This is a genomic window from Streptomyces spectabilis, assembly GCF_008704795.1.
GTDB classification, from domain to species: domain Bacteria; phylum Actinomycetota; class Actinomycetes; order Streptomycetales; family Streptomycetaceae; genus Streptomyces; species Streptomyces spectabilis.
Genome location: NZ_CP023690.1, coordinates 1457491 through 1482941, shown reverse-complemented (window position 1 = coordinate 1482941; position 25451 = coordinate 1457491). Strand labels below are relative to the sequence as shown.

Genomic DNA, 25451 nt, shown 5'->3' with positions numbered 1-25451 from the left:
AAAGGCTCCCTGATGAGCACCAGCCACCCCGCCACGACCCTGCGCGACGTGATCGGCCTGGACAACGAGCCGCCCCGGCTGAGCGGTTCGGCCCTGATAATGATCGACTTCCAGAACACCTACCGCACCGGTGTCATGACCCTGGACGGCGCCGAGAAGGCCGTCGCGGCGGGCGCCCGGCTCCTGGAGCGCGCCCGCGCCGCGGGCATCCCGGTCGTCCACATCGTCAACGACGGCGGCGAGGACACCCCGTACGACATCCGCGCCCACATCGGGTCGATCAGCGACGAGGTCGCTCCCGTCGCCGGTGAGCCGGTCGTGGTCAAGCAGTTCCCCAACGCCTTCCACGCCACCGACCTGGAGGAGGCCCTGCGCGCCGCGGGCGTCGAGCCGGGCGAGGGCCGTGACCTCGTGCTCGCCGGGTTCATGACCCACATGTGCGTCACCTTCACCGCCCAGGGCGCCTTCCACCTCGGCTACCGGCCCACCGTCGTCGCCGAGACGACCGCCACCCGGGCGCTCACCGCCCCCGACGGTGCGGTCCTGCCCGCCGCCGCCCTTCAGTCCGCCGCCCTGACCACCGTCACCGACCTGTTCGGCCTCGTCGTCCCCGCCGTGGACGACCTCCGCGACTGACCCCGCCGCCGTCCCGCACACCCCCGGTCCGCCGAAAACCCCTTCGGCGGACCGGGGCCGTTCTGCCAGGATGCGGGCGTGATCATTTCCCATGACGTCGACGGCCCCGCCGATGGCCCCGCACTGGTCCTGCTGCACTCATCGGTCTGCGACCGCCGGATGTGGGAGCCGCAGTGGCGCCCGCTGGCCGAGGCCGGGCACCGCGTCGTCCGCGCGGACTTCCGCAGCTGCGGCCGGTCCCCGGCGGCGACGGAGCCCTACTCCGACGAGGGCGACGTCCTGGCGCTGCTCGACTCCCTGGGCGTCGGCAACGCCGCCTTCGTGGGTTCCTCGTACGGCGGCCGGGTCGCGCTGCGGATCGCCGCGCTGCACCCGGGGCGGGTGACCGCGCTCGCGCTGCTCTGCGCGGGCCGCCCCGGACACGAGCCGAGCCCGCTGCTCCAGGCCTTCGACGCCGCCGAGCAGGGCCTCCTGGACGAGGGGGAACTGGACGCCGCCGCGTCCCTGAACGCGCGTACGTGGCTGGGTCCCGAGGCCGACCGGAAGACCAGGAAGCTGGTGACCCTGATGCAGCGGGAGAACTTCGCCCACTGGTTCGCCGCGCACCCTGAGGGCGAGGAGGCCGACCACGAACTCCCGGAGCCCGCGCTCGACCTGCGGGCGGTCACCGCCCCCACGCTCGCCGTCGGCGGCGCCCACGATGTGCCCGACTTCCGGGAGATCGCGGCCGGACTCCCGGACCTCCTGCCCCTGGCCCGCCACCAGGAGCTGCCGTGGGCGGGCCATCTGCCCTCCCTGGAGCGCCCGGCGGAGATCACCGCGCTGCTCCTGGACTTCCTGCGCGCGGCGCCCGGCCCGAGCGCTTCCGGCGAGCGTACGACCGTCCGCTGATCACGGACCGACGAGCACGGGCCGGTCCGGGACGCCGCCGGTGAGGAGAGCGGACAGCAGCGCGGCCATGCCGGAGGGGCCGAAGAAATCGGGGCCGCGGTAGCCCTCGATCTCGTCCAGCCGCCACCAGCGGAATCCCGCGAGGTTCTCGGCGGCCAACTCCGCCTCCGACAGCGCCCCGTGGGGACGGAAGGCGCGCGTGCGGACGAGGAAGTAGTCATTGATCACCCCGTCGTAGCCCTCCGCGTGGCCGGGCGCGACGATCTCCTGGTGCCAGACGTGGGGCGGCGTCCCCTCGACCGCCAACCCGACCTCCTCCCGCACCTCGCGGCGCAGCGCGGCGCGCGGAGTCTCGCCCTCCTCGATGCCGCCGCCCGGAGCGATCCAGACGACCGCCTCGGGGAGGACGCACCTGCACAGCAGGACGCGCTGCTGCTCGTCGAGCACGAGCGCGCGGACGGAGTGACGCAGGTGCGCGGCGGGCATCGTGGTGCCGTTCCTTTCGGCGTGCGGGCTGACGCTCACGGCGCCAGACCGTCGAGGATAAGCCCGAGCGCTCCTGGCGGGAGCGCGTCGAGCGCGCTTCCGGGGCCCCGGAAGCGCGCTCGACGCGCTCTCTTCGTTCAGGCCTGCCCGGGGATCACGAACAGGGCCCACGTCGCGAGCGGGGCGACCAGGGTCATCGACATGCCCCAGCGCATCAGGGAGTTGAAGATCTGGGGGCGCTGTTCCTCGGGTGCGTTGGCGGTGACCAGGGCGCCGCTGGTGGACAGCGGCGACGAGTCGACCACGGAGGACGAGATGGCCAGGGCGATGATCAGGCCGACGGCACTGACCTGACCGTCCATCAGGAAGGGGACGGCAAGGGGGATGAGCGCGCCGAGGATGCCCGTGGTGGAGGCGAAGGCGGAGACCACGGCGCCGACCACGCAGATCAACAGGGCGCCCAGGAGCGGCGAGTCGATCTTGGCGACGCTGTCGCCGAGCCACTCGATGGTGCCCATGCGCTCCATGACCCCGACGAAGGTGACGACGCCGCAGACGAGCAGCACGGTGGACCAGGCGCAGCGGTCGACGGCTCCCTTGGCGGCGTCGGGGTCGACCAGGGTGAGGACGACCACGACGGTGAAGGCCATGAGCCCCACGTTCCACTCGAAGAAGAGCGCGCCCGCGACCATGCCGAGCAGTCCGAGCAGCGTCAGGGAGCGGGAGAGGTCGAGGCCGGGCGCCAGGGTCGGTTTCGCCAGGGCGACGGTCGCGGTGGCGGTGCCGCCCGCGGGCGCCGTCCCCGCGGGCGCGGCGCCGACGGGCCCTGCCGAGGCCCCGCCGGGCCCGGCGGGGCCGGTCGATGCGCCGGGACCGGATGATCCGGCCACCGCGCCGCCGTCCGTCACCTCGGCGTCCTGCGCGCGCCGCCCGAGCAACTGCCGCCCGCCGAACATGAAGTACGCGACGACACTGAGCGCCACGCTGAACAGGAACGTCATGGCGAACAGCAGCCCGGGGCTGCTCGGCAGCTCGTTGCGCTCGACCACGCCGTTGGTGATGGAGCCGTAGACGCTGGCGGGCGAGAAGCCGCCCGCGCAGCCGCCGTTGGCCACGAGGAGGCCCATCAGGAGAGGGCGGATGCGGTAACGGGCGCACAGGCTCATGCCGATGGGGGCGATGACGCCCACCGCCGCGGGCACCACCGCGCCGACCGCGGTGAGCGCGGCGGTGATGAGGAACATGACCCAGGGGATGAGGGCGATACGGCCGCCCACGGCCCGGGTCGCGGCGTGCACGAGCCATTCGATGGTGCCGTTGTTCTTCGCGACGGCGAACAGGAAGGTGACGCCCACGAGGACGACGAAGAGGTCCCCGGGGAAGCCCCCGAAGACGTCGTCCGCGCTCTCGCTGGCGACGGTGGAGCCGACGGCGAACGCCGCGACGAGCGCGAGCGCTCCCATATGGACGGAGGTGAACGTGGCGACGGCGAAGATGAGCACCAGTGCGCCGATCGCGATGAGATGGTCTGTCATGACACGTCCTCGCCTTCGGACTGCGGCCGAGTAGCGGGTGGAGGGTCAGGTGCGGGGGCATGCGGACGGGGCCCGGAGCCTGTGGAGGCCCGAGGGATCCGGGTGGGGCGTGCTGGAGCGTCGTGGGTCGTAGGAGGGCGTGAAGGGTGTCGTAGGGCGTGGTGAAGTGACGGGCACACCGGGCCCGAATATCCGCAGCACGGACTCTGAGTTCCGCTATGCGGAACTCGCAGGGCGACGTTGGCGAGTATGTGACGGGTGTCACGGCCCGTCAAGGGGGTGCGGGCGCATCGCTCCCGGGGTGCCGGCTCCTCGCTCGTGGGGCGCTCAGGCCGTGCGGGGCTCCTCGTACCCGAGTGCCGTACTGATCTCGCGGGCCGCCGCTCGTACGTGAACTCCCAGCTCTTCGAGGCGCTTCCGATCGCAGCGGCCGGCGGGCAGGTTGATGCTCATGCTGGCCGCGGGCGTGCCGTCCGGGCCGAGGATCGCCGCGGCCACCGCCGCGACGTCGGCGCGCCACTCGCCCTCGTTGAGCGCGTAGCCGCGGGCGCGGATCGCGCGCAGTTCGGCGCGCAGCGCCTCCGGGTCGTCGATCGTCGCCTCGGTGAACCGGGTCAGGCCGTCCGCGACGTACCGCTCGACGGCCTCGGGGGTGCGGGCCGCGAGGATGGCCTTGCCGTTGGCGGACGCGTGGCCCGAGAGGTGCTGGCCGAGCGGGAGCACGATCCGCACCGGCTGCGTCGTCTCCAGGCGCTCGACCAGGACCACCCGTTCGCCCTCCGGCACCGCCAGGTGCACGGTCTCGTCGGTGGCGCGGCGCAGCTCCTCCATCACCGGCACCGCCACGTCCCGCAGGCCCAGTTCACCGGTGGCCTGCCGGCCGACGAGCAGCGCCTTCGTGGTGAGGGTCCAGCGGGTGGGCGGGGTGCCGGTCTGTCTGATCCAGCCCGCGGTGCGCAGGGTGCCGAGCGCGCGCTGGACGGTGCTCTTCGGCAGGTCCATGGCCCGCGCGAGCTCGGCGACGCCGACGGGCTGGCGCGTCGCCAACTCCTCCAGGACGCGCAGGGTGTTGAGGACGTTCTGCATGGGTTCCCCCCGGAGGTCTCGTGTCGGCCCGCTCGGTGAGTGCCGCGTCGGCCGCTTCCAGAGTGGCGCATCGGCAGCGCGTCGGCAGACCCCAACGGCGTTGTGCGGCAGCACCGTTGACCGCCGTCGATCGTCGCCCCTATGCTCCACTGTGCCGCATCACGATACGCTGTGCCACCTCACGGCACAAGCGTGGAGGGGAGATTAGCGCGATGACCGTCAGGACCGGCCGTCACTTCCTGCAGATTCCCGGACCCACCAACGTTCCCGACCGCGTTCTGCGCGCCATGGCCGCGCCCACCCTCGACCACCGGGGCCCCGAGTTCGCCGAGCTCACCCGTCGCGTGCTCGACGGACTCAAGCCCGTGTTCGACACGACGTCCCCGGTGGTCGTCTATCCCTCGTCGGGCACCGGCGCCTGGGAGGCCGCGCTGGTCAACACGCTCAGCCCGGGCGACCGCGTGCTGTGCTTCGAGACCGGCCACTTCGCGAGCCTGTGGCGGGACATGGCCGAAACCCTCGGCCTTGACGTCGAGTTCGTGCCCGGCGACTGGCGCCACGGCGCCTCGCCCGAGGCCGCCGCCGACCTCCTCACCGCCGACATCGCCCACCGCTTCAAGGCCGTCTGCGTGGTGCACAACGAGACCTCGACCGGCGTCACCAGCCGCGTGCCGGAGATCCGCGCCGCCCTGGACGCGGCCGGGCACCCCGCCCTGCTCCTGGTCGACACCGTCTCCTCGCTCGCCTCGATCGAGTATCACCACGAGGCGTGGGGCGTCGACGTGACCGTGACCGGCTCGCAGAAGGGGCTCATGCTGCCGCCGGGCCTCGGCTTCAACGCGGTCAGCCCCAAGGCGATCGAGGCGTCCCGCACCGCCCGGCTGCCCAAGGCCTACTGGGACTGGGCGCCGATCCTGGACGCGAACGCCGCCGGGTTCTTCCCGTACACGCCCGCCACCAACCTCCTCTACGGCCTGGAGGAAGCCCTGCGCATGCTCGCGGAGGAAGGCCTCGCACAGGTCTGGGCCCGGCACGACCGGCACGCCGCCGCCACCCGGGCGGCCGTGCGCGGCTGGGGACTGGAGGTGCTGTGCGCCGATGACCGGGAGCACTCCGGATCGCTGACCGCCGTGCTCCTGCCGGACGGCCAGGACGCCGACGCCGTACGGAAGATCGTCCTGGAGCGGTTCGACATGTCGCTCGGCACCGGGCTCGGGCGGCTCTCGGGCAAGGTCTTCCGCATCGGCCACCTCGGTCACTTCAACGACCTCACCCTCGCCGGGACCCTCGCCGGGGTGCAGATGGGCCTGGAGCTCGCCGGGATCCCGGTCGGGCCCGACGGCCTGGCCGCGGCGCTCGACCACCTCCGCACCGCCTGAGGCCGCCCGCCCGAGCCGCACCGCCTGAGGCGCCACCGCGCCACCCCCGAACCCCGTACGCCCCTCGCCCCTTCGCCCCCGGAGCGTGACGTATGACATCCAGCACCGAGAGCACGGAGGCCGAGCGTGACGAGCTCGGCGGCGAACTCGCCCGGCGGTTGCGCGCCGACCTCGACGGCGAAGTCGCCTTCGACGCCGTGAGCCGCCATCTGTTCGCCCGCGACGCCAGCATGTACGCCATCACCCCGCTCGGCGTCGTCTTCCCCCGCCACGCCGACGACGTCGCGGCGGCCGTCGCCGCGGCCGTCGAGCACGGCGTGTCCGTCGTCCCGCGCGGCGCCGGGACGAGCCTCGCCGGGCAGACCACGGGCCCCGGCATCATCCTCGACCTCTCCCGCCACATGCGCCGCATCGTCGCCCTCGAACCGGAGGGCCGTACCGCCCTGGTCGAACCCGGCGTCGTCCAGGACCAGTTGAACCGCGCCGCCGCGCCGCACGGCCTGATGTTCGGCCCCGACACCTCCACCAGCAACCGCGCCACCGTCGGCGGCATGATCGGCAACAACTCCGCGGGCAGCGGCTCGCTGCGCTACGGCATGACCATCGACCACGTGCGCGCCCTGGACGTGGTGCTCTCCGACGCGACGCGCGCGCACCTGGCGCCGCTCACCGCCCAGGAGCACGCGAGCCGCGCCGGGCTCGACACCCTGGACGGCCGCGTCCACCGCGAGCTGCCCGCGCTCATCGCCGCCCACACCGACGCCATAGCCGACGGCTTCCCGCAGCACTGGCGGCGCGCGGGCGGCTACCGCCTCGACCGGCTCGCCCGTGAGGACACCCCCTTCGACCTGGCGAAGTTCGTCGTCGGCTCCGAAGGCACCCTGGCCGTCACCACCAGGGCGCTCGTGGACCTGGTACCGAAACCGGCGCACACGGTCTTCGCCGTCGGCCACTTCACCTCGGTCGCCGGGGCCATCGAGGCCACCCAGGACGCGCTCGCCTGCGACCCGGCGGCCGTGGAGCTGATGGACCGCACGATCCTCGACCTGTCCCGGCAGAAGATCGAGTACGCCTCCCTGTCCGCGGTCCTCGAAGGCGACCCGGACGCGCTCCTGTTCGTCTCCTTCACCGGCGACGACGAGCGTGAACTCCGCGGCAGCCTGGACCGGTTGACGGCCCTGTGGAAGCGCCACGGCCACGGCTACCACACCCTCCGGGCCGTCACCCCCGCCGACCGGACCGCCCTGATGAAGGTCCGCAAGTCGAGCCTCGGGCTGCTCATGGCCGCGAGCGAGGGCACCAAGCGGCCCCTGGCGTTCATCGAGGACACCGCCGTCGACCCCGTCCACCTGCCCGCGTACACCGCCCGTCTGAAGAAGGTCCTCGACCGCCACGGGCTCACCGCGGGCTTCTACGGCCACTGCTCGGTGGGCTGTCTGCACATCCGCCCGTTCCTCGACGTCACCGACCCCGAGCAGCGCCGCACGATGCGCGAGGTCGCCGAGGAGATCAAGGACCTGGTCACCGAGTACGGCGGCGTCAACTCCAGCGAGCACGGCGACGGCCTGGCCCGCAGCGAGTTCAACCGCGAGCTGTTCGGCGACGCGCTGTACGAGGCGATGCGCCAGGTCAAGGGCCTCTTCGACCCGGACAACCGGCTCAACCCCGGCAAGATCGTGGACGCCCCCGCCATGACCGAGCACCTGCGCGACGCGGCCCTTCCGCCCGCGCCGGGCCTGCGCACCCGGCTCGACTTCGAGGTGGCGGGCGGGATGCGCGCGGCCGCCGACCGCTGCATGAACATCGGCCTGTGCCGCAAGTCGGGCACCGGCGCCATGTGCCCCTCCTACATGGCCACGCGCAACGAGGAGGACTCCACCCGGGGCCGCGCCGGCGCCCTCGTCCAGGCCCTGTCGGCGCCCGACCCGCACGCCGCGCTCGGCGACGAGCGGCTGCACGAGGTCCTCGACCTGTGCCTGATGTGCAAGGCCTGCAAGAGCGAGTGCCCGCTCGGCGTGGACATGGCCTCACTGAAGGCGGAGGCCCTCGCCCACCACCACGACGAGCACGGGATTCCGCTGCGCTCCCGGATCTTCGGCTCGATCCGCACGCTCAACCGCGTCGGCTCGGCCACCGCCCCGCTCTCCAACCTGCCCGGCCGCCTCCCGCTCCTGCGCCGCCTCCTGGACCGGACCCTCGGCATCACCCGCCACCGCCCGCTGCCGCGCTACGCCCGCCGCAACCTGGTGCGCTGGTTCGGTCGTCACACCCCCGTCGCGACGACCACCCAGGGCACGGTCGTGCTGCTCGCCGACTCCTTCACCACGTACACCGAGCCGGAGATCGGCCGGGCGGCCGTGGAACTCCTCGAACACGCCGGGTGGAACGTGCACTTGGAGAGCGGCGGCTGCTGCGGCCGGGCCAGCCTGTCCAAGGGCCTCCTGGACGACGCGAGCGACAAGGCCTTCCAGCTCGTCCACCGCCTCACCGAGACCACCCCCGCCGACGCCCCCATCACCGGCTGCGAACCCTCCTGCCTGATGACCCTGCGCGACGAGCACCGCGCGCTGCTGCCCCGCGACTCGGCCCGCGAGGCGGTCACGGCACGGGTGAAGCAGATCGAGGAGCTGCTCGGCGACGCCATCGACGACGGCCGCCTCACGCTGCGCCCCGACTCCTGGCTCAGCGGGCGCACCCTCCTCTACCACGGGCACTGCCACCAGAAGGCGGAGGTCGGCACCGCCGCGACCGTGGCCCTGCTGCGCCGCATCCCCGGAGTGGAGGTCACCGAACTGGACGCGGGCTGCTGCGGCATGGCCGGCTCCTTCGGCTTCGAGTCCGAGCACTACGACCTCTCGATGACCGTCGGAGCCGACCGTCTCTTCCCCGCCGTGCGGGCCGCGTCCGCCGACACCGTCGTGGTCGCCACGGGCGCCTCGTGCCGTCAGCAGATCTTCCACGGCACGGAGCGCACCGCGTGGCATCCGGTGCAGCTGCTGCGCGAGGCGCTGTGAACGCCCTCGCCCCCGCGCCTACTTGTCGATCCACACCCCGAAGTCGCGCCAGGCCGTGCCGAAGTCCTGGAAGCCGAGGCCGGAGCCGAGCGAGCGGGTCACCGTGCCCTTGGCGACGGCGCCCCCGCCCGCGGCGGCCGCGTACACGGGACCGCCGCTGTCACCTCCCCGCGCCGCCTCCCGGCCGTTCATCTGCTCGGCCTCCACCAGGTCCTCGGAGTCGTTGTAGAAGAACTTCACCTTCAGATCGCAGACGGGCCCGCCCGTCGCCGCGGCGCTGGTGACCCCGGACTGGCACAGGTACTCGCCGGTGTACACCCAGTCCCAGCCCTCGACCCGCACGCCCCGCTCGTCGCCCCGTCCGCCCGTGTACAGGAAGTCGTCCACGTCGGAGGTCGGGATCAGCATGACGTCGTGGGCCTGGTGGCGCGGTCCGACCGTGCCGATGTACTGGTCGGCCCCGTTCGTGACCCGGCCGCCGGGCCGGCCGCAGTGCGCCGCGCCGAGGACGTACTGCGTGCCCGACCCGTCGCGCACGCCGAACCCGGACGAGCAGGGCACACCGTCGGTCTTGATGAGCGCGCCGCCCGACCACGGCTGGGAGTCGTCGTCGCGGCTGCGCTCCTTCATCCTCCCTTCACGGACGGTACGCACCGGCACGCCCAGGTCCTCCTGGAGGGCGGCGGCCCGGCGCCCGGCGGCGGCCGCCGCCCTGCGGCCCGGGTCCGCGGCGACGACGAGCCCGCTGCCGTCCGCCGGGATCTTCACGGTGTGGCCGAGCGAGGGGTCGGCCCGCAGCCGCTCCTGGAGCCGCGCCGACGCGGACTTCAGCTCCTTGAGCGAGTACGGGGCCGAGACGACCCGCACCTGCGCCGTGCCGCGCGCCTTGGCGAGGGCCTTCCGCACCGGCGCGGGCAGCTCGCCCTTCCAGTACAGGGCGACCCGGTTCCGCTCCAGGGCGATGCCGGTGAACCCCGCGTACCGGCCGCGTTCCTGCGCCCATCGGATGACGCCGGCCGCGGCGACGAGCGGCCGCTGCTCCGCCATCCTGCGCGCGGCGTCCTTGCCCGCGAGCCGCCCGACCGACACCGTCTCCCGGTCCGGCTGGTCGGCGCTCGCGCCCTGCCCCGCCGCGCCGAGTATCGCCGTGCCGAACACCGCCGCGCCCGTGGCGAGGAGAGCCTTGTGACGACGCATCGAACCCCCTGGTGACCGTGCGGCGACGGGGGTGTCGCCGCAACAGGCAGGAACGTAGGGGGAGTTGGTCAACAGCGGGTCAACACCCGTGGAAAGCACCGGATGGTGGTACGGGCGCGGCGGGCGGCCCTCGTCACCGGGCGGCGCGCGCCTCCAGCTGCCGCTCCGCGGCGGCCACCGTCTGCTCGAGCAGGACCGCGATCGTCATGGGGCCGACGCCGCCCGGCACCGGCGTGATGAGGCGGGCCCGGCTCAGGGCGCCGTCGAAGTCGACGTCGCCGACGTTGCCCGGGTTGTACCCGGCGTCGATGACGACCGCGCCCGGCTTGATGTCCTCGCCGCGGATCAGCTCGGGTCGGCCCACGGCCGCCACGACGACGTCGGCCTCGCGCAGGTGCGCGGAGAGGTCGGCGGTGCGCGAGTGGCAGTAGGTGACGGTCGCGTCCCGGGCGAGCAGCAGCATCCCCACGGGCTTGCCGAGGATCGCGCTGCGGCCCACCACGACGGCCCGCTTCCCGGCGAGGTCGACGTCGTACGCGTCGAGCAGCCGCATGATCCCGCCCGGGGTGCAGGACACGAAGCCGGGCCGCCCGAAGCTCATCGCGGCGAACGAGCTGAGCGTGACGCCGTCGACGTCCTTGTGCGGCGCGATCGCCTCGAACGCGGCGCGCTCGTCGATGTGCTCCCCGACGGGGTGCTGCAGCAGGATGCCGTGCACGGTCGGGTCCTCGGAGAGGGCGCCGAGGGTGGCGACGAGCTCCTCGGTCGTGGTCGCGGCGGGCAGCGCGACGTGGCGCGAGACGATGCCCGCCTTGGCGCAGCGGTTCCGCTTCATGCGGACGTAGGTGACCGAAGCGGGGTCCTCGCCCACGAGCACCGTGGCCAGACAGGGCGCGGCGCCCGTGCGCCGGGTGAGCTCCGCGGCGCGGGCCGCGGTCTCCTCGCCCACGCGGCGGGCGAGTGCGGTGCCGTCCATGAGCTGGGCAGGAACCGTCGAAGTGGTCGGGGACATGGCCGCCTCCAGGCGTGGTTGACCAGTCGCCCAGGCGCACGGCATCGACATCTGCGTCAGGCCGCTCCCCGGTGGTGCTCCACCTCAGCGCCAGTCACGGCCCGGGGCCCACTGTAGTCGAGGGCGTGTCGGTGCTTGACGGCGCGGGGGGCCGCGACCGCGCACGACCTGGTGATCGGCGGCGTTCCGCCCACCGGCGGGGGACGTTTACGCGGCCCCACCGGGGTCCGGCAGGAGCTCCCGCAGGAGTTCCTCGAACTCGTCGGCCGTCGGGGGCTTGTCCGCGAGGAGGCCCTGGAGCAGCAGCCCGTCGTAGGACTGGGCGAAGAGCTTCACGCGCAGCGGCTCGTCGGTGAACTGGCGGGCGAAGGCGGCGAGCGCCTCCTGCCAGCGGCGGGTCGCGGCCCGCTGCTCCGGGCGGCGCACCGCGAGCAGGCACAGCTCGAACTCGGCGAGCAGATGGCCGGGCGGGCTGAGGATCTCCGCCATGAGCTCCGCGAGCGCCCGGCGCTTGTCGCCGCCGGGCGCCGCCACGAGCGCCTCGATGCGCGCGGAGTCCTCCTCCATGCACTGGGTGAGCGCCGCCGTGAGGAGGGCGTCGATGCTGCTGAAGTAGTACGTCGTGGCGGTGGTGGGCAGCTCCGCCTCCCGGGCCACCGTGCGGTGGGTGACCCCGGCGGCGCCGTCGCGCGCGATGACGCGCACGGTGGCCTCGATGAGTGCCCGGCGCCGCCGCTCGCCCTTGGCGCGGCGGCCGTCGGTGACGGGCTCGGTGGTCGGTCCGGTGGCCGGTCCCGTGATCGGCCCGGTGGTCGGCTCGTTCAGGGTCGTTCTCCCGCGTTCGTGCGCGCGTACCTCTCCTGCCGCGTACGCGCGCCGTTCCCGCCGACGTTACCCGGTCGGCGCACGGCGGGTGCCGCACGCCCGTCAGGTCGTCCGGGGCGGTACCAGGTTCCGCTCGGTGCCGAGCCGGGTCGTGGTGTCGGCGTAGAGGCTGACCTCGCCGCCGCTCCAGCGGACGACGATGTCGTCGGGGCGGCCGCCCGCGGTGTGCCCGCCCGCCGTCGCGACCTTGGCGTGCTTCCACAGCGCGCTCGCCCCGCGCAGCTGGGTCTTCCTGCCCAGGCCGCCGGTGCCCACGTCCTGGTGGAGGGTGAGCTTGCCGTCGGACCAGCGCACGAGGACGTCCCCGCGGTCGCTGCCCGCGAAGTCGCCGCCGACGAGGAGGGCGGCGCGCTTCCAGGTGGCGTTGGGCTTCTGGAGCCTGGTCTCCTTCTTGAACCCGTCGCCGGCCTCGCGGTAGAGGGTGAGTTCGCCGTCGCTCCAGCGGACCACCAGGTCGTCGGCGCGCTTGTTGCCGCTGAAGCGGCCCGCGGTGATCTGGGTGGCGTGCTTCCAGGTGGATTTGGCCTTGGCGAGCCTGACCTCCCGGCCGAAGCCCGCGGCGGACACGTCGGGGTACAGCGTGACCTCGCCGTCGGACCAGCGCACGATCAGGTCGGAGCGGCCGGTGCCGGCGAAGTCGCCGCCGGTGATCGCCGCGGCGTGCTTCCAGGTGCCGTTGGGCGCCTTGAGGCGGCGCTGCGCGCTGAAGCCGCCGTCGCCGTCGCCGGTGTGCAGGGTGACCTCGCCGCCGGCCCACACGGCGAGCAGGTCGGCCTTGCCGTCACCGGTGTAGTCGCCGGAGGCCAGCTGCTTGGCGTGCTGCCAGGTCTCGCCGGTGCCGAGCGCGTAGGGGAGCGGCGAGCGCTCGACCTTGGCGACGTCGGCGACGGCGTCGTCGTAGAGCTTGAACACCTGGTCGTCGTAGAACGGCGCGTACGAGACGTCGCTGCTGGAGCCGCCGCCGCCCGCGCCGCCGAGGTTCCCGACGACCTGGCCGCGCTGGGTCCGCTCGTCGAAGTTCATCAGCCACGGGCTGCCGGAGGTGCCGCCGTGGAAGCCGGCGCACTTCATGCGGAGCTGCTTGTAGCCGGGCAGACGGCTCGTCGTCGTGCGGCACTTGATCGCTCGGTCCCTGGGGTCGTACTTCGCCTTCGGGTAGCCGATGACGGTGACCGGGACGCGGTAGTTCGGCGTCCGCGTCAGGGTGTTGGCGCCGGTGAGTCGCTCGACGGGGCGGCCGTTCTTGTCGGGCTTGAGCGTCGCGAAGCCGAAGTCGAGGTTGGATCCCGGGCCGGTGTCGGTGTGCCGGGGGTCCTTGAAGAACCGGTCGACGGCCCAGATGCCGTACGGCTGCTGGGCCGCGGGCTTGCCGGTGCGGTACTGGGGCACGAAGGCGTGCTTCTTGCCGGGGCCGCAGTGCCCGGCGGTGAGGATCAGATTGCCCTTGGGGCTGTGCACGACGCTCGCCGTGCAACTGTGCGCGGTCATGCCGCTGTCGACGTAGTACAGGACGCCGATGGTCTTGGCGCCCTTGTAGGACGTGGCGGAGGGGGTGGCGGCCGCGGCGCGTGCCCGCGGGGCCGTCGCCGTCGTCTGCGTCCTGGTCTTCGTCTTCGCGGTGGCGCCTGGCTGCGCGCTCCCGGGCGCGGGGGCCTCGGCGGCCGGGGGCGGAGTCGCCGACTCCATGCGCCCGGCGGTCCAGAAGTCCTCGGCGTCCTCGGCCGTCCAGCTGGCGCCGCTCCTCGGGGGAGCGGACGCGCTGACGCCGCCGGGCGTCGCGTCCGGTCCCGGCCGGGGGCCTCCCGGCCCGGCTATGGACTCCTGCGCGGAGGCGGTGGTCGCCAGGGCGGCGATGACGACGCCGCCCGTCCCCGCGGCGACGGACCGGGACCAACGGGAAATGCGCACAGCTCCCCTTCTGTTGCGTGGTGGAGGAAGAACGTGGAGGAACATGGAAGTACGTGGAAGGGCACGGCAGGCAGAGCGTGGAGAACTCAGTGTTCGCCCGTGAACGCATGCCGAAGAGCGTGCGGCGGCAGTCCGTGCACTGTTCGCAAATCCCCCCGGTAAGATCACTGATTACGGATCCCGCCACCAGAATCGACCCTGGTCATCCGAGCCCGAGGACTGCATCTTATGTCACGTGTACGCGCCACTTTTGTGGGGGCTTTGCTGCTCGCGGCCGCATCGGTGGCCGTTCCCGGCGCGGCCGCGGACGCGGGCGGCAGTGGCGAGTTGACGGTGGAGCCGGGTGCCGCGCGACCTGGGGAGCGCGTCGCGCTGTCCCTGGTGAATCCGGAACTCGACGAGGGCGCGAGGGTGCGTTCCGAGGTGTTCGAGAAGTCGGTGGAGCTGAAGTCCACGGGCAAGGTTTCGTTCGCGGCGCACGCCCGGATCCGCTGTGACGCCGAGCCGGGTACGTATGCCGTTCATTTCGCCGAGCCGGTGCATCCGGGCGAGAGCACGCGGGCGGGCGAAGTGACCGTCGAAAAGGGCGGTCCCATTGACGGCCCGCAGTGCGCCTCCAAAGCCAAAGCCAAAGTTGACGACGACAGCGACGGAGACGGCGACGGAAAGGGCACCACGACCCTTGCCGTCGCCGGGGGAGCGGTCGCCGTGGTGGCCGTCGGCGCCTTTCTCGTCGTACTGCGCAGGCGCCGTTCCTAGGCGACCGCGCGACGCGACGAGGTGGGCCCGCGCGGCCCCCCCCGTGCGCGCTAGAGGTTGTCTCCCCAGCCGCCCTGGATCATGGTCTGGAACGCCCAGGCCCCGTCCCGCTTGAGCAGGATGTCGGCGTACCGGAGCTGCTGGGTGCGGCCGTCCGCCGTCATCGTCGAGTCGGTGAAGACCACGGCCATCGACGCGGAGAGGAACACCGGAGTCCGGGTGGACTCGAAGGTGATGTCCTGGCTGCCGTCGCCCATCACCTGCGTCATGGTGGTGACGAACTGCCGCCGGTCCCACTGCGCCGACCGGCCGGACCCTGCGGAGTCGTCGCTCACCAGGTTGAGCGGGAACACCGCCATGTCCGCCATGCGCTCCACGTCGCGCTTGCCGCTCGCCGCGTCGTACTCGGCGAACCAGGAGTCCAGGCTCGCGCGGTCCTCGGCGGTCGGGGCGTATCCGGTGTCGGGCAGATGAGTCATATGGGCTCCCTTGCTGATGAGGCTCTGGCGCATCCACGTAGTCAAACTTGACCACGCAGAGAAAGGTATACCGTGAAGAAGCACTAGTCAAACTTGAATAATGAATCCCGTGGGTGTCAAGCCCGGCCCTGCGTAGGTGCCGGGGCGGACCGCGCGAGGCCGAGGGCCGGTCCGGCGGGCCCGGCGCCGATCGGCGCGTGAAACGGGGGAGTTGCGCGACGGTTGGCGGCTGCTCCCGGGCGGGCGCGGCCGTGAGGATGGCCGACATGGACTCCGAACTCGAAGCATTCATCCCGCTCATCCCCCGGGCCGACTTCTCCGACCCCGTCGCCGCCCGCAAGAACCTCGCGGGCCTTGCCGCCTCCGTGCCGGCGCCGGACACCTCGGACATGGAGATCGAGGACCGTACGGTGCCCGGCGATCCCGGGGTGCCCGTGCGGATCTACCGCCCGCGCGGCGCACGGGGCGCCGTCGTCTGGATGCACGGCGGCGGCTGGGTCATGGGCGACGTGGACACCGAGCACCCGTGGGCCTCCCGCATCGCGGAGAGCTCCGGTGAGGTCGTCATCTCGGTGGGCTACCGGCTCGCCCCCGAGCATCCGCACCCGGCCGCCCTGGACGACGCGTACGCGGTGCTGAGCTGGGCGGCGGAGCACGCGGCCGACCTCGGCGTCGACCCCGGGCGGATCGCGGTCGGCGGCCACAGCGCCGGTGCCGGGCTCGCGGCGGCCGTGGCGCTGCGGGCGCGCGACCGGCAGGGCCCGGCGATCCGCTTCCAGCTGCTCAACCAGCCGGGCCTCGACGACCGCCAAGCGACCTGGTCGGCACGGCAGTTCACGGACACGCCCTGGATGACACGCGGCAAGGTCACCGAGGCGTGGCGGCACTACCTCGGCGGTGCGCGGGCCACGCCGTACGCCGCGCCCTCGCGCGCCGACGACGTGGCCGGGCTTCCGCCCGCCTACATCGCCACGGCCGAGTTCTGCCCGAACCGCGACGAGGGCATCGAGTACGCGCTGCGCCTGCTCAGGGCGGGCGTACCGGTCGAACTGCACCAGTGGGCCGGTACGTTCCACGGCTCGCAGGCCCTCCTGAGCGCCGACGTGTCCCGGCGGCAGAACGCCGAACTCGGCGCGGCCCTGCGCCGCGGCCTGGCCGATTGAAACGTTCCCCTGCGCACCGAACCCGTGTATCAGAACCCCAGGAAGGGCACTCCGGCATGACTCTCACCCCGATCGACCTCTTCGCCTCCTTCATCCACCTCGACGAGGGCGGCCAAGTGCGCGCCGAGCGGCCGGTGTTCGACTCCGCAGGGAGTGGCTGGCAGGTGATGACCTTCCATGTGGAGACCGACGCCGACGTGCACGGTGACCACTGGGAAGTGCACCCCGACGCCGAAGAGGTCGTGGCCTGTCTGGCGGGCGGAATACGCCTCTGCTTCCGCCCGGAGGAACCCGGAGGGGAGGGGGCGGAGGTGAAGGTCGCGGCCGGAGCGGCCGTCATCGTGCCGCGCGGGCGCTGGCACCGCATCGCCCTGGACGGCCCCAGCGACATCATGTCCGTCACCGTGCCGCGCGGCAGCCGCCTGGAGCGGCGTGCCGAAGCGTAGCCGCCGGGCCCCGGGCGGGGCGTGATAGAAAGTGGAACGATAGTCCCGGTTGTTGTTCGTGGGGGTGCGGGCGCCGGGTGTCGCGCGTGCCTCCACGAGCCGAGGGCCGATTCCACGACAGGACAGGCAATGGCACACGCATACCGCGAGATCTTCTCCGCTCCGGGCGCGAAGGCGTTCAGTTCCGCAGGGCTCGTCGCCCGCCTCCCGCTGCCCCTGACCCACATGGGCATCCTCGCGATGCTGTCCGAAACGACGGGCGAGTACGCGCTGGCAGGGCTGGTGGCGGGCACCTTCACCTTCTCCATGGCCTTCCTCGGGCCCCAGGTGTCCAAGGCGGTGGACCGGCGCGGCCAGAGCCGGGTGCTCCCCGTCGCCACCGGCGTCAGCGTGCTCGGGCTCGCGGGCCTGCTGCTGTGCGCCACCTCCGACGCGCCCCGGTGGACGCTGTTCCTCTTCGCGCTGCTCTCCGGTCTCATGCCGAGCATGAGCGCGATGGTCAGGGCCCGCTGGACCGAGCTCTACCGGGGCAGGCCGCAGCTGACCACCGCGTACTCCATGGAGTCCGTGGTCGACGAGCTGACGTACGTCATCAGCCCCGCGCTCGCCGTGGTGCTCTCCACGGCGCTGTTCCCGCAGGCCGCGCCGATGGCGGCGGGGCTGCTCCTGCTCGTCGGGGTCGCGCTGTTCGTGCCGCAGAAGAGCACCGAACCGCCGGTCAAGCCGCGCACCGCCGACGGCGACGGCGGGTCGGCCCTGTCCTCGCCGCCGGTGCTCGTCCTCGCGCTCATCCTGCTGTGCGGCGGCACGATCCCCGGCATGGTCGACACGATGGGCCTCGCGTTCGCCGAGGACGCGGGCAACAAGTCGCTCGCCGGGCTCGTCTTCGCCGTGTACGCGATCGGCTCCGGCATCTCGGGGCTGCTCTTCGGCGCCCGCCGCATCGACGTGCCGCTGCCACGCCTGCTCCTGATCGGCGTGACCGGGACGGCCCTGACGACCCTGCCGTTCCTCCTGGTGGACGGCGTCTGGGGGATGGTCGTGGTGGTGTTCGTCGCCGGGGTCTTCTTCGCGCCGACCATGGTCGTGATCATGGCCATGGTGGAGCGCACGACTCCGGAGCACCAGCTCACGGAGGCCATGACCTGGATGATCGCGGGTCTCCAGAGCGGCGTCGCGCTCGGCGCGGCCGTCACCGGCGTCGTCTACGACCACCTCGGCGCCACGGCAGGCGTCTGCGTGGCGGTCGTCGCGGGCGCCCTGGCCCTGCTCCTGACGCTGTGCGGCTCGCCGATGCTGCGGACGCGGCTCGCCCACGCGCGGAGCGGGTCCGCGGCGGTGAGCGCGCCCGGCCGCGGCGAGCCCGCGGTCTGCCGCTGAACCGGACGACGTGCGGCCGGTCGCCCCACCCCGGAGGGTGACCGGCCGCCCGGCTCAGTGCTGCTGCGGCTTGGCCGGTGTGGCCTCGCTCGGGCGCACGATGACGAACCCGTCGCCCTGGAGCATCAGCTGCACCGATTCGCCGGAGCCGCCGCGCAGCATCGAGCCGATGGACTGGGAACGGTGCAGCGACGTCTCCAGGCTGGCGGTCCAGCCGACCACCGCGTCGGTGTCGACGTACACCGGCTCCTTCGGCGACACCGGGATGACCAGCGGTTCGCCCTCGCACATGAGCCCGATCCTGCCGTGACCGGAGAACACGGTGTTGAACAGGCCGCCGCCGGAGATGCCCGAGCCCTTCACGGTCTTGATCTCGTACGACAGGCTCGCGTCGAAGCACAGGACGTTGCGGCCGTTGATGGTGAGCACGTCCCCCGGTTCGAGGTCGACGAGGAAGCAGTTGTGCGCCTCGTGCGCGAACCACGCCTCGCCCTGGCCGCGCACCGTCATCAGCGGAACGCCCTCGCCCGTGACGGCGCGCTTGAGCATGCCGCCCACGCCCTGGCCCTTGCGCTCGAACTGGAGGTTCCCGCTCACCTGGCTCCTGCCGGGCCTCTGACCTGGGCGCCCATAGGGGTCGGAGCCTCTGTCCGCGAGGGCGGACCTCCCGTCTCTGCCTGGGGCTTCCCGGGAGTTCCCGTGGGAGTGTGCACGCGATATGGAAAATCGCAAGGCGGCCGCTACAGGGCGAGGGTTCAGCTTCGACTCGTGGATCAGGTCGCTGTGCGCCCTCGTCGTAGCCAGGGTCGCCAGCCTATGCCTCCTATGCGCACCAGCGTGCGTTCGCGCTGCAAGGCGGAGCGGATGGGGGCAGTGCCGCGCCGACGTTGCCCGGTACGCCCACGCTGCGAGTCGCATGCGGGGAGGTCTCGACGGTGGTCCGCGCGGCGAGGCCAACACGGATGTCGGAGGTGGTGGTGCGGCAGCGCAGCCAGTTCGTGCCGTCCGGGAGGACCCGGTGTGGACGTGCGCGAAGTGGCGGCAGGCGAGCGAACGGTAGCGGTCGACACCGCCATTGACCACGGCTCCGTCGAGGGCCGTCGCGACCTCGATCTCGCCGGACCAGCCCTCGGGCATGACCTCGGTGCGCAGCAGGGCGAGGTGGGGCTCGGCCATGTGCACGGCACGGAGCTGTCGCACGGTGAGGCGGTGGCCGCCCTCGTCCTCGTAGCGCGCGGTGCGCTCCAGCGTGCCGGAGCGCAGGTCGAGGTGCTGACGGTGGCCATGGAGCTTGTGGGTGTCGGGGGCGAGTCAGATTCCGGTGTCCGTCCGTATGCGCAGCGGAGGCCAGTTGGGGATGTTGACCATGCCCTCGTGATCCACCTGGCGTGCGGCCACGTCGAGGTGAGGCGGTTGTAGCACCCGGCCATGTAGGTGCCCGGGCAGTGGATGGAGTCGGCGGTGCACTCGGGGTGCGCGCCGCGGGTCGCGAAGTAGCCATTGCCGGATGCTCCTGTCACAGGTGGTTTCTGCAGATCACCGGGGATTGGAGTCCGTTGTGGGCGACCTGATGCGGTGGGACAGTCTCAGGGCAGAGCAGACCGGCGGGCGCGGGGACGATGCGTGCGGGTGAGGACCTGGTGACCTGCCGGTGCCTGCGTCATGAGTCATCATGAACGGGCTGGTGAAGCGTCCGGGCCAGGCCCTGAAGGCTCTCGTCCACACGTTGCAGATGCCGCAGGACCCGTCGCGTCGCGTTGATGTCCTCGGCATGCGCCGCTCCCTCGGTCACGCCGAGCTGGGTGGGGACCCCGGGACCGCGCCCGAGCGTGGTGTCGCTGTGGCCTTGGGCGGCTATCTGGTTGATCAGGGTCGCGAGGTTGCGGTCGATGCGGCATGCCTCTTTCACGAGGCGCGAATCGGGGCCGATGTGGAAGCCTGCTGGCACCAGTTCGGCGGTGGCAGCCAGGCTGCGGGCGTGGAAGGCGGCCGTCTCCAACAGCCCCAGCACCAAGAGCGCGGTGCGCCGCCGGGACCGCAACGGGCTGATTGGGGTGATCAGCGGCTGCACCGACAGACGCAGGCTGTCCAGAGCCGAGTCCAGTGCGCGGGCCGGACCGAGCAGGTCCTCGCCGGACTTGCCACCCAGCGGGGCCAGCGATTGGGAGAGCACCGCGCGCAGTCGCTCCAGCGCGTCGAGCAGCAACTGGTCCGTGCGTTCCCGGGTGCGCACGGGCAGTACGAGCAGAGCAGCGGCCAGCCCGCATGCGATGCCCAGTGCGGTCTCCTCGATCCGCACCACCAGCACGCCCGGGGTGAGGGTGTGGAGCAGTGTGTAGAGCATGCCGAGCATCGTGGTGACGAAGAAGGACATCAGCGTGTAGGACACCGCGAGCGTGTAGTACATCCCGAACACGCTCAGGCCCGCCAGGGCGAAGGCCAGCCAGGAGGTGTCGCCTACCAGGGCGGCGAGGGCGAGCCCGGCGACGACACCCGCCACCGTGCCGAGCAGGCGTCGGTATCCCCTGACCAGGATCTCGCCGGTGGAGGCGGTGCCGATGAAGACCACCCAGCAGGTGAACACGGCCCAGTACCAGCGCTCGGGCGAGATCAGCTCACCGCCGACCACGGCGAGCGCCGATCCGGTCGCGACCTGGAGCGCGGTCCTGGTGGTAGGGCGGATGCGGGGGCCTCGCTGCCTGGGTATGGCGTCCTTGGCCGGGCCGGAGTGCTCCGCCGTGAGCTTCGCACGCGACTGAGCCGCCACGGAGGTGCCTTCGGCCGCCGGGGTGTGCCCGTCGACGGCCTGGTGCAGGCCGGACAGGGCACGGGCGAGGTCTCCCGTTGAGCGGAAGACGTCCTGCATCGCCGGGGACGCGTCGGGCAGGTGCTCGTCACCGCGGTAGCCGAGCAGCCGTTTGCGTACTTCGGCAGGACCGGCGTCCGCCGACCGCAGCGGACCCGGAGCGATCGCCAGGCGCAGCGCGCGCAGCTCCGAGACCAGCACGGGCAGGGTCGCAGCGTCGCGGGCGTCGACGGCGGATCCGGCGGGGAGGGCCTTCGTCAGGTGCGGGGTCAGGGTGTCGACGTCGGCTCCGGGCCGCAGGGCTCGCAGCACGAGGACGGCCAGCCGCTCCGCGGCCGTCTCCGCGTCCGCCACGCGGCGCTGGATCGCGGTGGCGGTGCGCTCGTCGGGCGTGCCGATCTGAAGCTGCTTCTGGATCATCAACGCGGCCGTGTGCAGGCGGGCGGTGTGCCGGCGCAGGTCGTCGGCCGCCCGCTCGGCGCGCGGCGCCTCCGATCCGCCCTGGGCTGTCTCGGTCAGCGCGTCGAGCACCAGCGCCAGACGCAGCCGGAAGGCCCGTTGCAGCCGTGCCAGCGTCCGCTCCGGCGGCGAGCGCAAGACGGCGAAGCGGACCAGCGCCGAGCTGCCGAAGGCCACCAGCGCGGCCAGGAACAGCTGCGGCAACTGTTCCACGCGGGTCTCGACGAACTGGGTCACGAAGAAGAGCTGGAAGGAGAAGATGCCCAGCGCGGTCGCGCGCGGGCCCAGCCGCCGGATGTAGAGGGCGGCGAAGATCAGCAGCACGAACACGACGTCCGCCGCAACCCGGTACGGCGCCAGCGCGCTGCCGACCGCCAGGACCGCCAGGGCGACCGGCACCCCCAACGCCAGGGTCAACGCCTGGTCGCGCGGCCGGGGTTCGGTGACCGCGGCCGTGGTGACCATCGCCGTGAGGGCGCCCGTCACCAGGATCGGCACCGAGGCATCCAGCGCCGCGAGGACGCCGAGGGTCAGCAGCACCGCGCAGACCGTGCTGAGCGCGGACCACATCCGGATCAGTCCGGGATCGGACGCCAAGAACCGATCATGAACGTCTGCCCACCGTGTTCGTGCCCGCTGCATGCCCCGCTGCTTTCTGGCCGGATCGATGGTGGAGGTGTTACGCCGCCGACTTGCCGAGCGAGGCCAGGAAGTCGTCCACGCCGACCACGCTGTGGGAGACCATGTTCAGGCCGCGCATCATCGCCTGATAGGTGACCAGACCGCCGGGAGCGGCTATCGCGTCGGTGAACGCGGTCACGTGGTAGCCGCGCTCCATCGCGGTGCGGGCCGTCGACTCCACAGCCATGATCCCGGAGACCCCGGCGATCGCCAGGTACTCGACTCCGCGCTGGCGCAGCTGGAATTCCAGATCCGTGTGCTGGAGGACGTCGAGGCCCTTGTGCGGCGCGAGGACCACGTCGCCCGGCTGGGGAGCCAGCTCCTCATGGAACTCGGTGTTCCACGTGCCGGCCGTGAACATCCGGCTGTCGAACATCTGCCGGTGGATCCCGGAAACGTGCCTCCACGCCGTGTAGTCCTCCTCGGTGAAGGAAGTCCTCGAATAGAAGACCGGAACGTCTTCCTGCCGACGTACCCCGGTGATGAGCTTCTTCAGGCTGTTGACCGTGTCCAGGCGTTCGTACTCCGGCGCGTAGATGGAATAGGCCTTGCCGTCCTTCGAGAAGTTCTCGTTGACGAGGTCGACGAGCAACAGTCCAACTCGACCGGGTTCGTAGGTGTTTGCCATGGCTGTCCTCCAGCGTGGAAATGGTCAGCGACGGACCCGCAGCCCGCGAATCCATCGTTACAATCAATGACTGTAACGTAAGTAGTCGTCGAGTGCGAGCCGCCCCTGACGCCGCCTGCCCCCAGCACGTGGGCGCTGACCGGCAGGGGCGTAGCCGCCTGTGGAGTTGCCCCGGCGATGCCTTCGCCTCCCGCGCGAAGGCGCCCGGTGGTGCCCGGCCGCGTGACGTCCCCTACGGGGAGGGGAGTTGGAGTTCTTCTGGCGCAGGCGCCGTTGGCTGTGCCGGGAGCCGAGATGCACCGCTCCCCGGGCGCCGCGCCCGGGTACCGGCCGGGGCCCGGAACACTGCCCGGCTGCGCGATACCGGCTCCATGGTCTGCCCGAGGAGGCAGGCCGCGAAGGCCGGGAACCTCAGATCAAGCCGTGCTGCCAGGCGCGGGCGGCGACTTCGACGCGGTTACGGGCTCCGAACTTGCGCTGGATGCTGCCGAGATGGGTCTTCACCGTGGAGAGAGTGACGAAGAGAGCGGCGGCGACCTCGTCGTTGGTCATGCCCCTGGCCACCATGGCGACGACCTCCCGCTCGCGGGGGGTGAGAGGTTCGTGTGGCGGGGGTGTGCCGGGCCCGGACCGGCCACCGTGTGATGCCGGTGGGGAGGACATGTGCTGCAGGAGCCTGACCGTGACGGAGGGCGAGATGAGTGAGTCGCCCACGGCAGCGGCACGGACGGCTTCGATGAGGAGGGCGGGCGAACAGTCCTTGAGGACGAATCCGCAGGCTCCGTGGTTAAGGGCGGTGTAGACGTATTCGTCGAGATCGAAGGTGGTGGCGATGACCACCTTCAGCGGCTGTTCGGCATCCGGGCCGGCGAGAAGACGGGCGGCTTCGAGTCCGTCCATGCCGGGCATGCGGATGTCCAGCAGGCACACATCGGGGCGCAGGCGGCGGGCATCGGCCACGGCTGCGGTTCCGTCCGCGGTCTCGGCGACGACCTCGATGTCCGGCTGGGAGTCGAGGATCATCCGGTACGCGGCGCGTACGGTGACCTGGTCGTCGGCGAGCAGCACGCGGATGGTCATGGTGGTCATCGTGCCAGGCGTCACGGCGTGCGCGGCGCCGCGTCGGGGCTGAGGGGGATCTCGGCGGCGACCTGCCAGCCGCCGACCGGTCCGGGGCCCGCGGTCAGGGTTCCGCCCACTGCGTCGACTCGCTCGCGCAGCCCGGTGATGCCGAAGCCGCCGGGACCCCGGTGCGCCGGTGTGGCATCGGATGGCTGTGCGGCGTTGTCGGTCACGCAGACGGTGAGTGCCCCCGCATCCGGGGAATGGCGCACGTCGATGGTCACGGTGCCGGCCCCCGTGGCGTGCTTGCGGATGTTGGTCAGTGCTTCGCGCACCACGTGGTACGCGGTGGCGCAGAGGTGGTCTGGCGGGGGGACGGCGAGCAGCCGGGGGTCGATGGTGAGGCTGACCTCGGGGCCGGTGGCGCGCAGGGCGTCAGCCAGGTCGTGCAGGCCGTGCAGTGTCTGGGGGGCGTGGAGAGGGGCTGAGCGGTCCGGCCGGCGCAGCAGGCCGACCATGGCGCGCATGGAGTCCGTCGCCTGCAGGGCGGCGTCCTCGATGTTCGCCAGCGCCTCGTCCAGGGCCTGGGGTGTGGGCGGGTGCCCGGCGGCCGTGGTGAAGCGCACGGCTTTGACCTGCGCGGTGATGGCGGTGACGTGGTGGCCGACGAAGTCGTGCAGCTCGCGGGCGTACTCCAGGCGCTGGGCGTTGAGGCGGGCGTTCTTCTCCCGCTCGCGCGTGCCGTCCACCAGGTGCAGGTACAGGCCGAGGACGACGGCCACGGGGAGGGCGAGCAGCAAGGGAGGCAGGCCGTACTTCGCCACGTGCATGTATTCGGAACCGGGCAGGCGCAGCAGCACCAGACAGGTGGCGAGCCATGCGGCGGAGGTGAGCGGGATCATCCGTCTGAGGGGCTCGTGCCGCACCGCGCGGGTGGCGAGCAGCAGCAGCATGCCCATCTCCGTCATGCCGGGGGTGTGCTCGGGGCGGTGCTGCAACTGGGCGGTGGTCAGGGACAGGGCCAGGGAAGCGGTGACCGCGATCCATCCGGTGCGCGCCAGGTGCCGGGGCGGCGCCAGCAGGGCGGCCATGCACAGCAGGCCGACGGCGAGGGTGGCGGCAGCCGTGGGCACAAAGCCGGTGTCCAGTGCCTCGGCGGTGATCGCTGCCAGGGCGAGCGTGGTGACGGTGATGGTCAGGCCGCGACGGGCGGGAGCCCAGGTGGCGAACACGGCGCGTGCCGGGAAGGTGGTCATGGCGGTCCACGGTAGGCCAGCTCAGCGTGGGTCGGCCTCCGCCGTTTGCCCGAGCGCCGGCACGGCAGCTGTCGGTCATCTGGTCGATCCGCGCAGTCGCCCTGTGCCGCAAGGATCGTCGACGTTGATCTGACCGGGAGCCGCAGTCGACGGGGGCCGGGTGGTCTTTCTCGGCGGCGGGCGGATCGTCGGCGAGCCAGGAGCCGTAGCCGATTCCGGGCCGGGCCGGAGGCCGCGGCGCCCCGCGATCACGCTGGCCTTCCGGCCCACTTCGCCCGGGCGGCCATGTCGGCCGCTCGTTGT

Annotated in this window: 21 protein-coding genes, 1 pseudogene and 1 riboswitch; of the genes and pseudogenes, 8 read left to right on the top strand and 14 right to left on the bottom strand. The window is 72.3% G+C overall.

What is annotated here, in order from left to right; genetic code table 11:
• Positions 1-12 precede the first annotated feature (12 nt).
• Together CP982_RS05800 and CP982_RS05795 are read left to right on the top strand one after the other, a co-directional pair.
• Positions 13-636: a cysteine hydrolase family protein gene (locus CP982_RS05800; protein WP_150509495.1), complete on the top strand. Its 624-nt coding sequence runs from the start codon at positions 13-15 to the stop codon at positions 634-636.
• 78 nt (positions 637-714) lie between these two features.
• A complete protein-coding gene (locus tag CP982_RS05795) occupies positions 715-1527 on the top strand; it encodes an alpha/beta fold hydrolase (RefSeq protein WP_150509494.1) in 813 nt (270 codons plus the stop codon).
• On the opposite strand, the gene CP982_RS05790 is transcribed toward CP982_RS05795, so the two are convergent.
• The 3 genes from CP982_RS05790 to CP982_RS05780 all read right to left on the bottom strand — a co-directional run bounded on the left by CP982_RS05790 (position 1528) and on the right by CP982_RS05780 (position 4634).
• Positions 1528-2052 (bottom strand): NUDIX domain-containing protein, encoded by a 525-nt coding sequence (locus tag CP982_RS05790; protein ID WP_229878864.1) that lies wholly within the window; start codon positions 2050-2052, stop codon positions 1528-1530.
• A 98-nt stretch (positions 2053-2150) separates the two neighbouring features.
• Positions 2151-3548, bottom strand: a complete 1398-nt coding sequence (locus CP982_RS05785; protein WP_150509493.1) for an SLC13 family permease — start codon at positions 3546-3548, stop codon at positions 2151-2153.
• A gap of 327 nt (positions 3549-3875) precedes the next feature.
• Positions 3876-4634, bottom strand: a complete 759-nt coding sequence (locus tag CP982_RS05780) for an IclR family transcriptional regulator (protein WP_150509492.1) — start codon at positions 4632-4634, stop codon at positions 3876-3878.
• 212 nt (positions 4635-4846) lie between these two features.
• Between CP982_RS05780 and CP982_RS05775 the strand changes: the two genes are divergently transcribed.
• Positions 4847-6013 (top strand): pyridoxal-phosphate-dependent aminotransferase family protein, encoded by a 1167-nt coding sequence (locus CP982_RS05775; protein ID WP_150509491.1) that lies wholly within the window; start codon positions 4847-4849, stop codon positions 6011-6013.
• Between the two features lie 92 nt (positions 6014-6105).
• Complete coding sequence (locus CP982_RS05770) at positions 6106-9027, top strand: FAD-binding and (Fe-S)-binding domain-containing protein (protein WP_150509490.1); 2922 nt, start codon at positions 6106-6108, stop codon at positions 9025-9027.
• Between the two features lie 18 nt (positions 9028-9045).
• Here CP982_RS05770 and CP982_RS05765 read toward each other — a convergent pair whose 3' ends face one another.
• The 4 genes from CP982_RS05765 to CP982_RS05750 form a co-directional block, all read right to left on the bottom strand.
• On the bottom strand, positions 9046-10224 hold the full coding sequence (locus CP982_RS05765) for a chymotrypsin family serine protease (protein ID WP_150509489.1): 1179 nt from the start codon (positions 10222-10224) through the stop codon (positions 9046-9048).
• A gap of 133 nt (positions 10225-10357) precedes the next feature.
• Positions 10358-11236 carry a bifunctional 5,10-methylenetetrahydrofolate dehydrogenase/5,10-methenyltetrahydrofolate cyclohydrolase gene (locus CP982_RS05760; protein ID WP_150509488.1) on the bottom strand — a complete coding sequence of 293 codons (879 nt, stop codon included), beginning with the start codon at positions 11234-11236 and terminating at the stop codon, positions 10358-10360.
• Positions 11237-11257: 21 nt separating this feature from the next.
• Positions 11258-11344: riboswitch (ZMP/ZTP riboswitch) on the bottom strand.
• 99 nt (positions 11345-11443) lie between these two features.
• The gene (locus tag CP982_RS05755; RefSeq protein WP_308294328.1) at positions 11444-11953 is read right to left on the bottom strand and encodes a TetR/AcrR family transcriptional regulator; all 510 of its coding nucleotides are present in this window, start codon (positions 11951-11953) and stop codon (positions 11444-11446) included.
• A gap of 210 nt (positions 11954-12163) precedes the next feature.
• Complete coding sequence (locus CP982_RS05750; RefSeq protein WP_170316374.1) at positions 12164-14029, bottom strand: trypsin-like serine peptidase; 1866 nt, start codon at positions 14027-14029, stop codon at positions 12164-12166.
• A gap of 228 nt (positions 14030-14257) precedes the next feature.
• Here CP982_RS05750 and CP982_RS05745 point away from each other — a divergent pair, with 228 nt between their 5' ends.
• On the top strand, positions 14258-14788 hold the full coding sequence (locus tag CP982_RS05745; protein WP_150509485.1) for a hypothetical protein: 531 nt from the start codon (positions 14258-14260) through the stop codon (positions 14786-14788).
• 50 nt (positions 14789-14838) lie between these two features.
• Here the strand turns inward: CP982_RS05745 and CP982_RS05740 are convergent, their stop codons facing one another.
• Complete coding sequence (locus CP982_RS05740; protein WP_150509484.1) at positions 14839-15267, bottom strand: nuclear transport factor 2 family protein; 429 nt, start codon at positions 15265-15267, stop codon at positions 14839-14841.
• A gap of 266 nt (positions 15268-15533) precedes the next feature.
• Here CP982_RS05740 and CP982_RS05735 point away from each other — a divergent pair, with 266 nt between their 5' ends.
• From CP982_RS05735 to CP982_RS05725, 3 genes are all read left to right on the top strand, one after another.
• Positions 15534-16430 (top strand): alpha/beta hydrolase, encoded by an 897-nt coding sequence (locus tag CP982_RS05735; RefSeq protein ID WP_150509483.1) that lies wholly within the window; start codon positions 15534-15536, stop codon positions 16428-16430.
• Between the two features lie 56 nt (positions 16431-16486).
• Complete coding sequence (locus CP982_RS05730) at positions 16487-16876, top strand: cupin domain-containing protein (protein ID WP_150509482.1); 390 nt, start codon at positions 16487-16489, stop codon at positions 16874-16876.
• 129 nt (positions 16877-17005) lie between these two features.
• Positions 17006-18256, top strand: coding sequence for an MFS transporter (locus tag CP982_RS05725; RefSeq protein WP_150509481.1), 1251 nt, complete (start codon positions 17006-17008; stop codon positions 18254-18256).
• A 54-nt stretch (positions 18257-18310) separates the two neighbouring features.
• On the opposite strand, the gene CP982_RS05720 is transcribed toward CP982_RS05725, so the two are convergent.
• The 6 genes and pseudogenes from CP982_RS05720 to CP982_RS05695 form a co-directional block, all read right to left on the bottom strand.
• Complete coding sequence (locus CP982_RS05720; RefSeq protein WP_268255457.1) at positions 18311-18853, bottom strand: AIM24 family protein; 543 nt, start codon at positions 18851-18853, stop codon at positions 18311-18313.
• A 331-nt stretch (positions 18854-19184) separates the two neighbouring features.
• Positions 19185-19761, bottom strand: a pseudogene (locus CP982_RS05715) (glycoside hydrolase family 65 protein); the annotation flags it as partial.
• A 155-nt stretch (positions 19762-19916) separates the two neighbouring features.
• Positions 19917-22118, bottom strand: coding sequence for an FUSC family protein (locus tag CP982_RS05710; RefSeq protein WP_308294297.1), 2202 nt, complete (start codon positions 22116-22118; stop codon positions 19917-19919).
• Between the two features lie 82 nt (positions 22119-22200).
• Positions 22201-22830 (bottom strand): cysteine hydrolase family protein, encoded by a 630-nt coding sequence (locus tag CP982_RS05705; RefSeq protein WP_150509478.1) that lies wholly within the window; start codon positions 22828-22830, stop codon positions 22201-22203.
• 411 nt (positions 22831-23241) lie between these two features.
• Positions 23242-23919 (bottom strand): response regulator transcription factor, encoded by a 678-nt coding sequence (locus CP982_RS05700; protein WP_150509477.1) that lies wholly within the window; start codon positions 23917-23919, stop codon positions 23242-23244.
• Positions 23920-23930: 11 nt separating this feature from the next.
• On the bottom strand, positions 23931-25148 hold the full coding sequence (locus CP982_RS05695) for a sensor histidine kinase (protein ID WP_150509476.1): 1218 nt from the start codon (positions 25146-25148) through the stop codon (positions 23931-23933).
• Positions 25149-25451 lie beyond the last annotated feature (303 nt).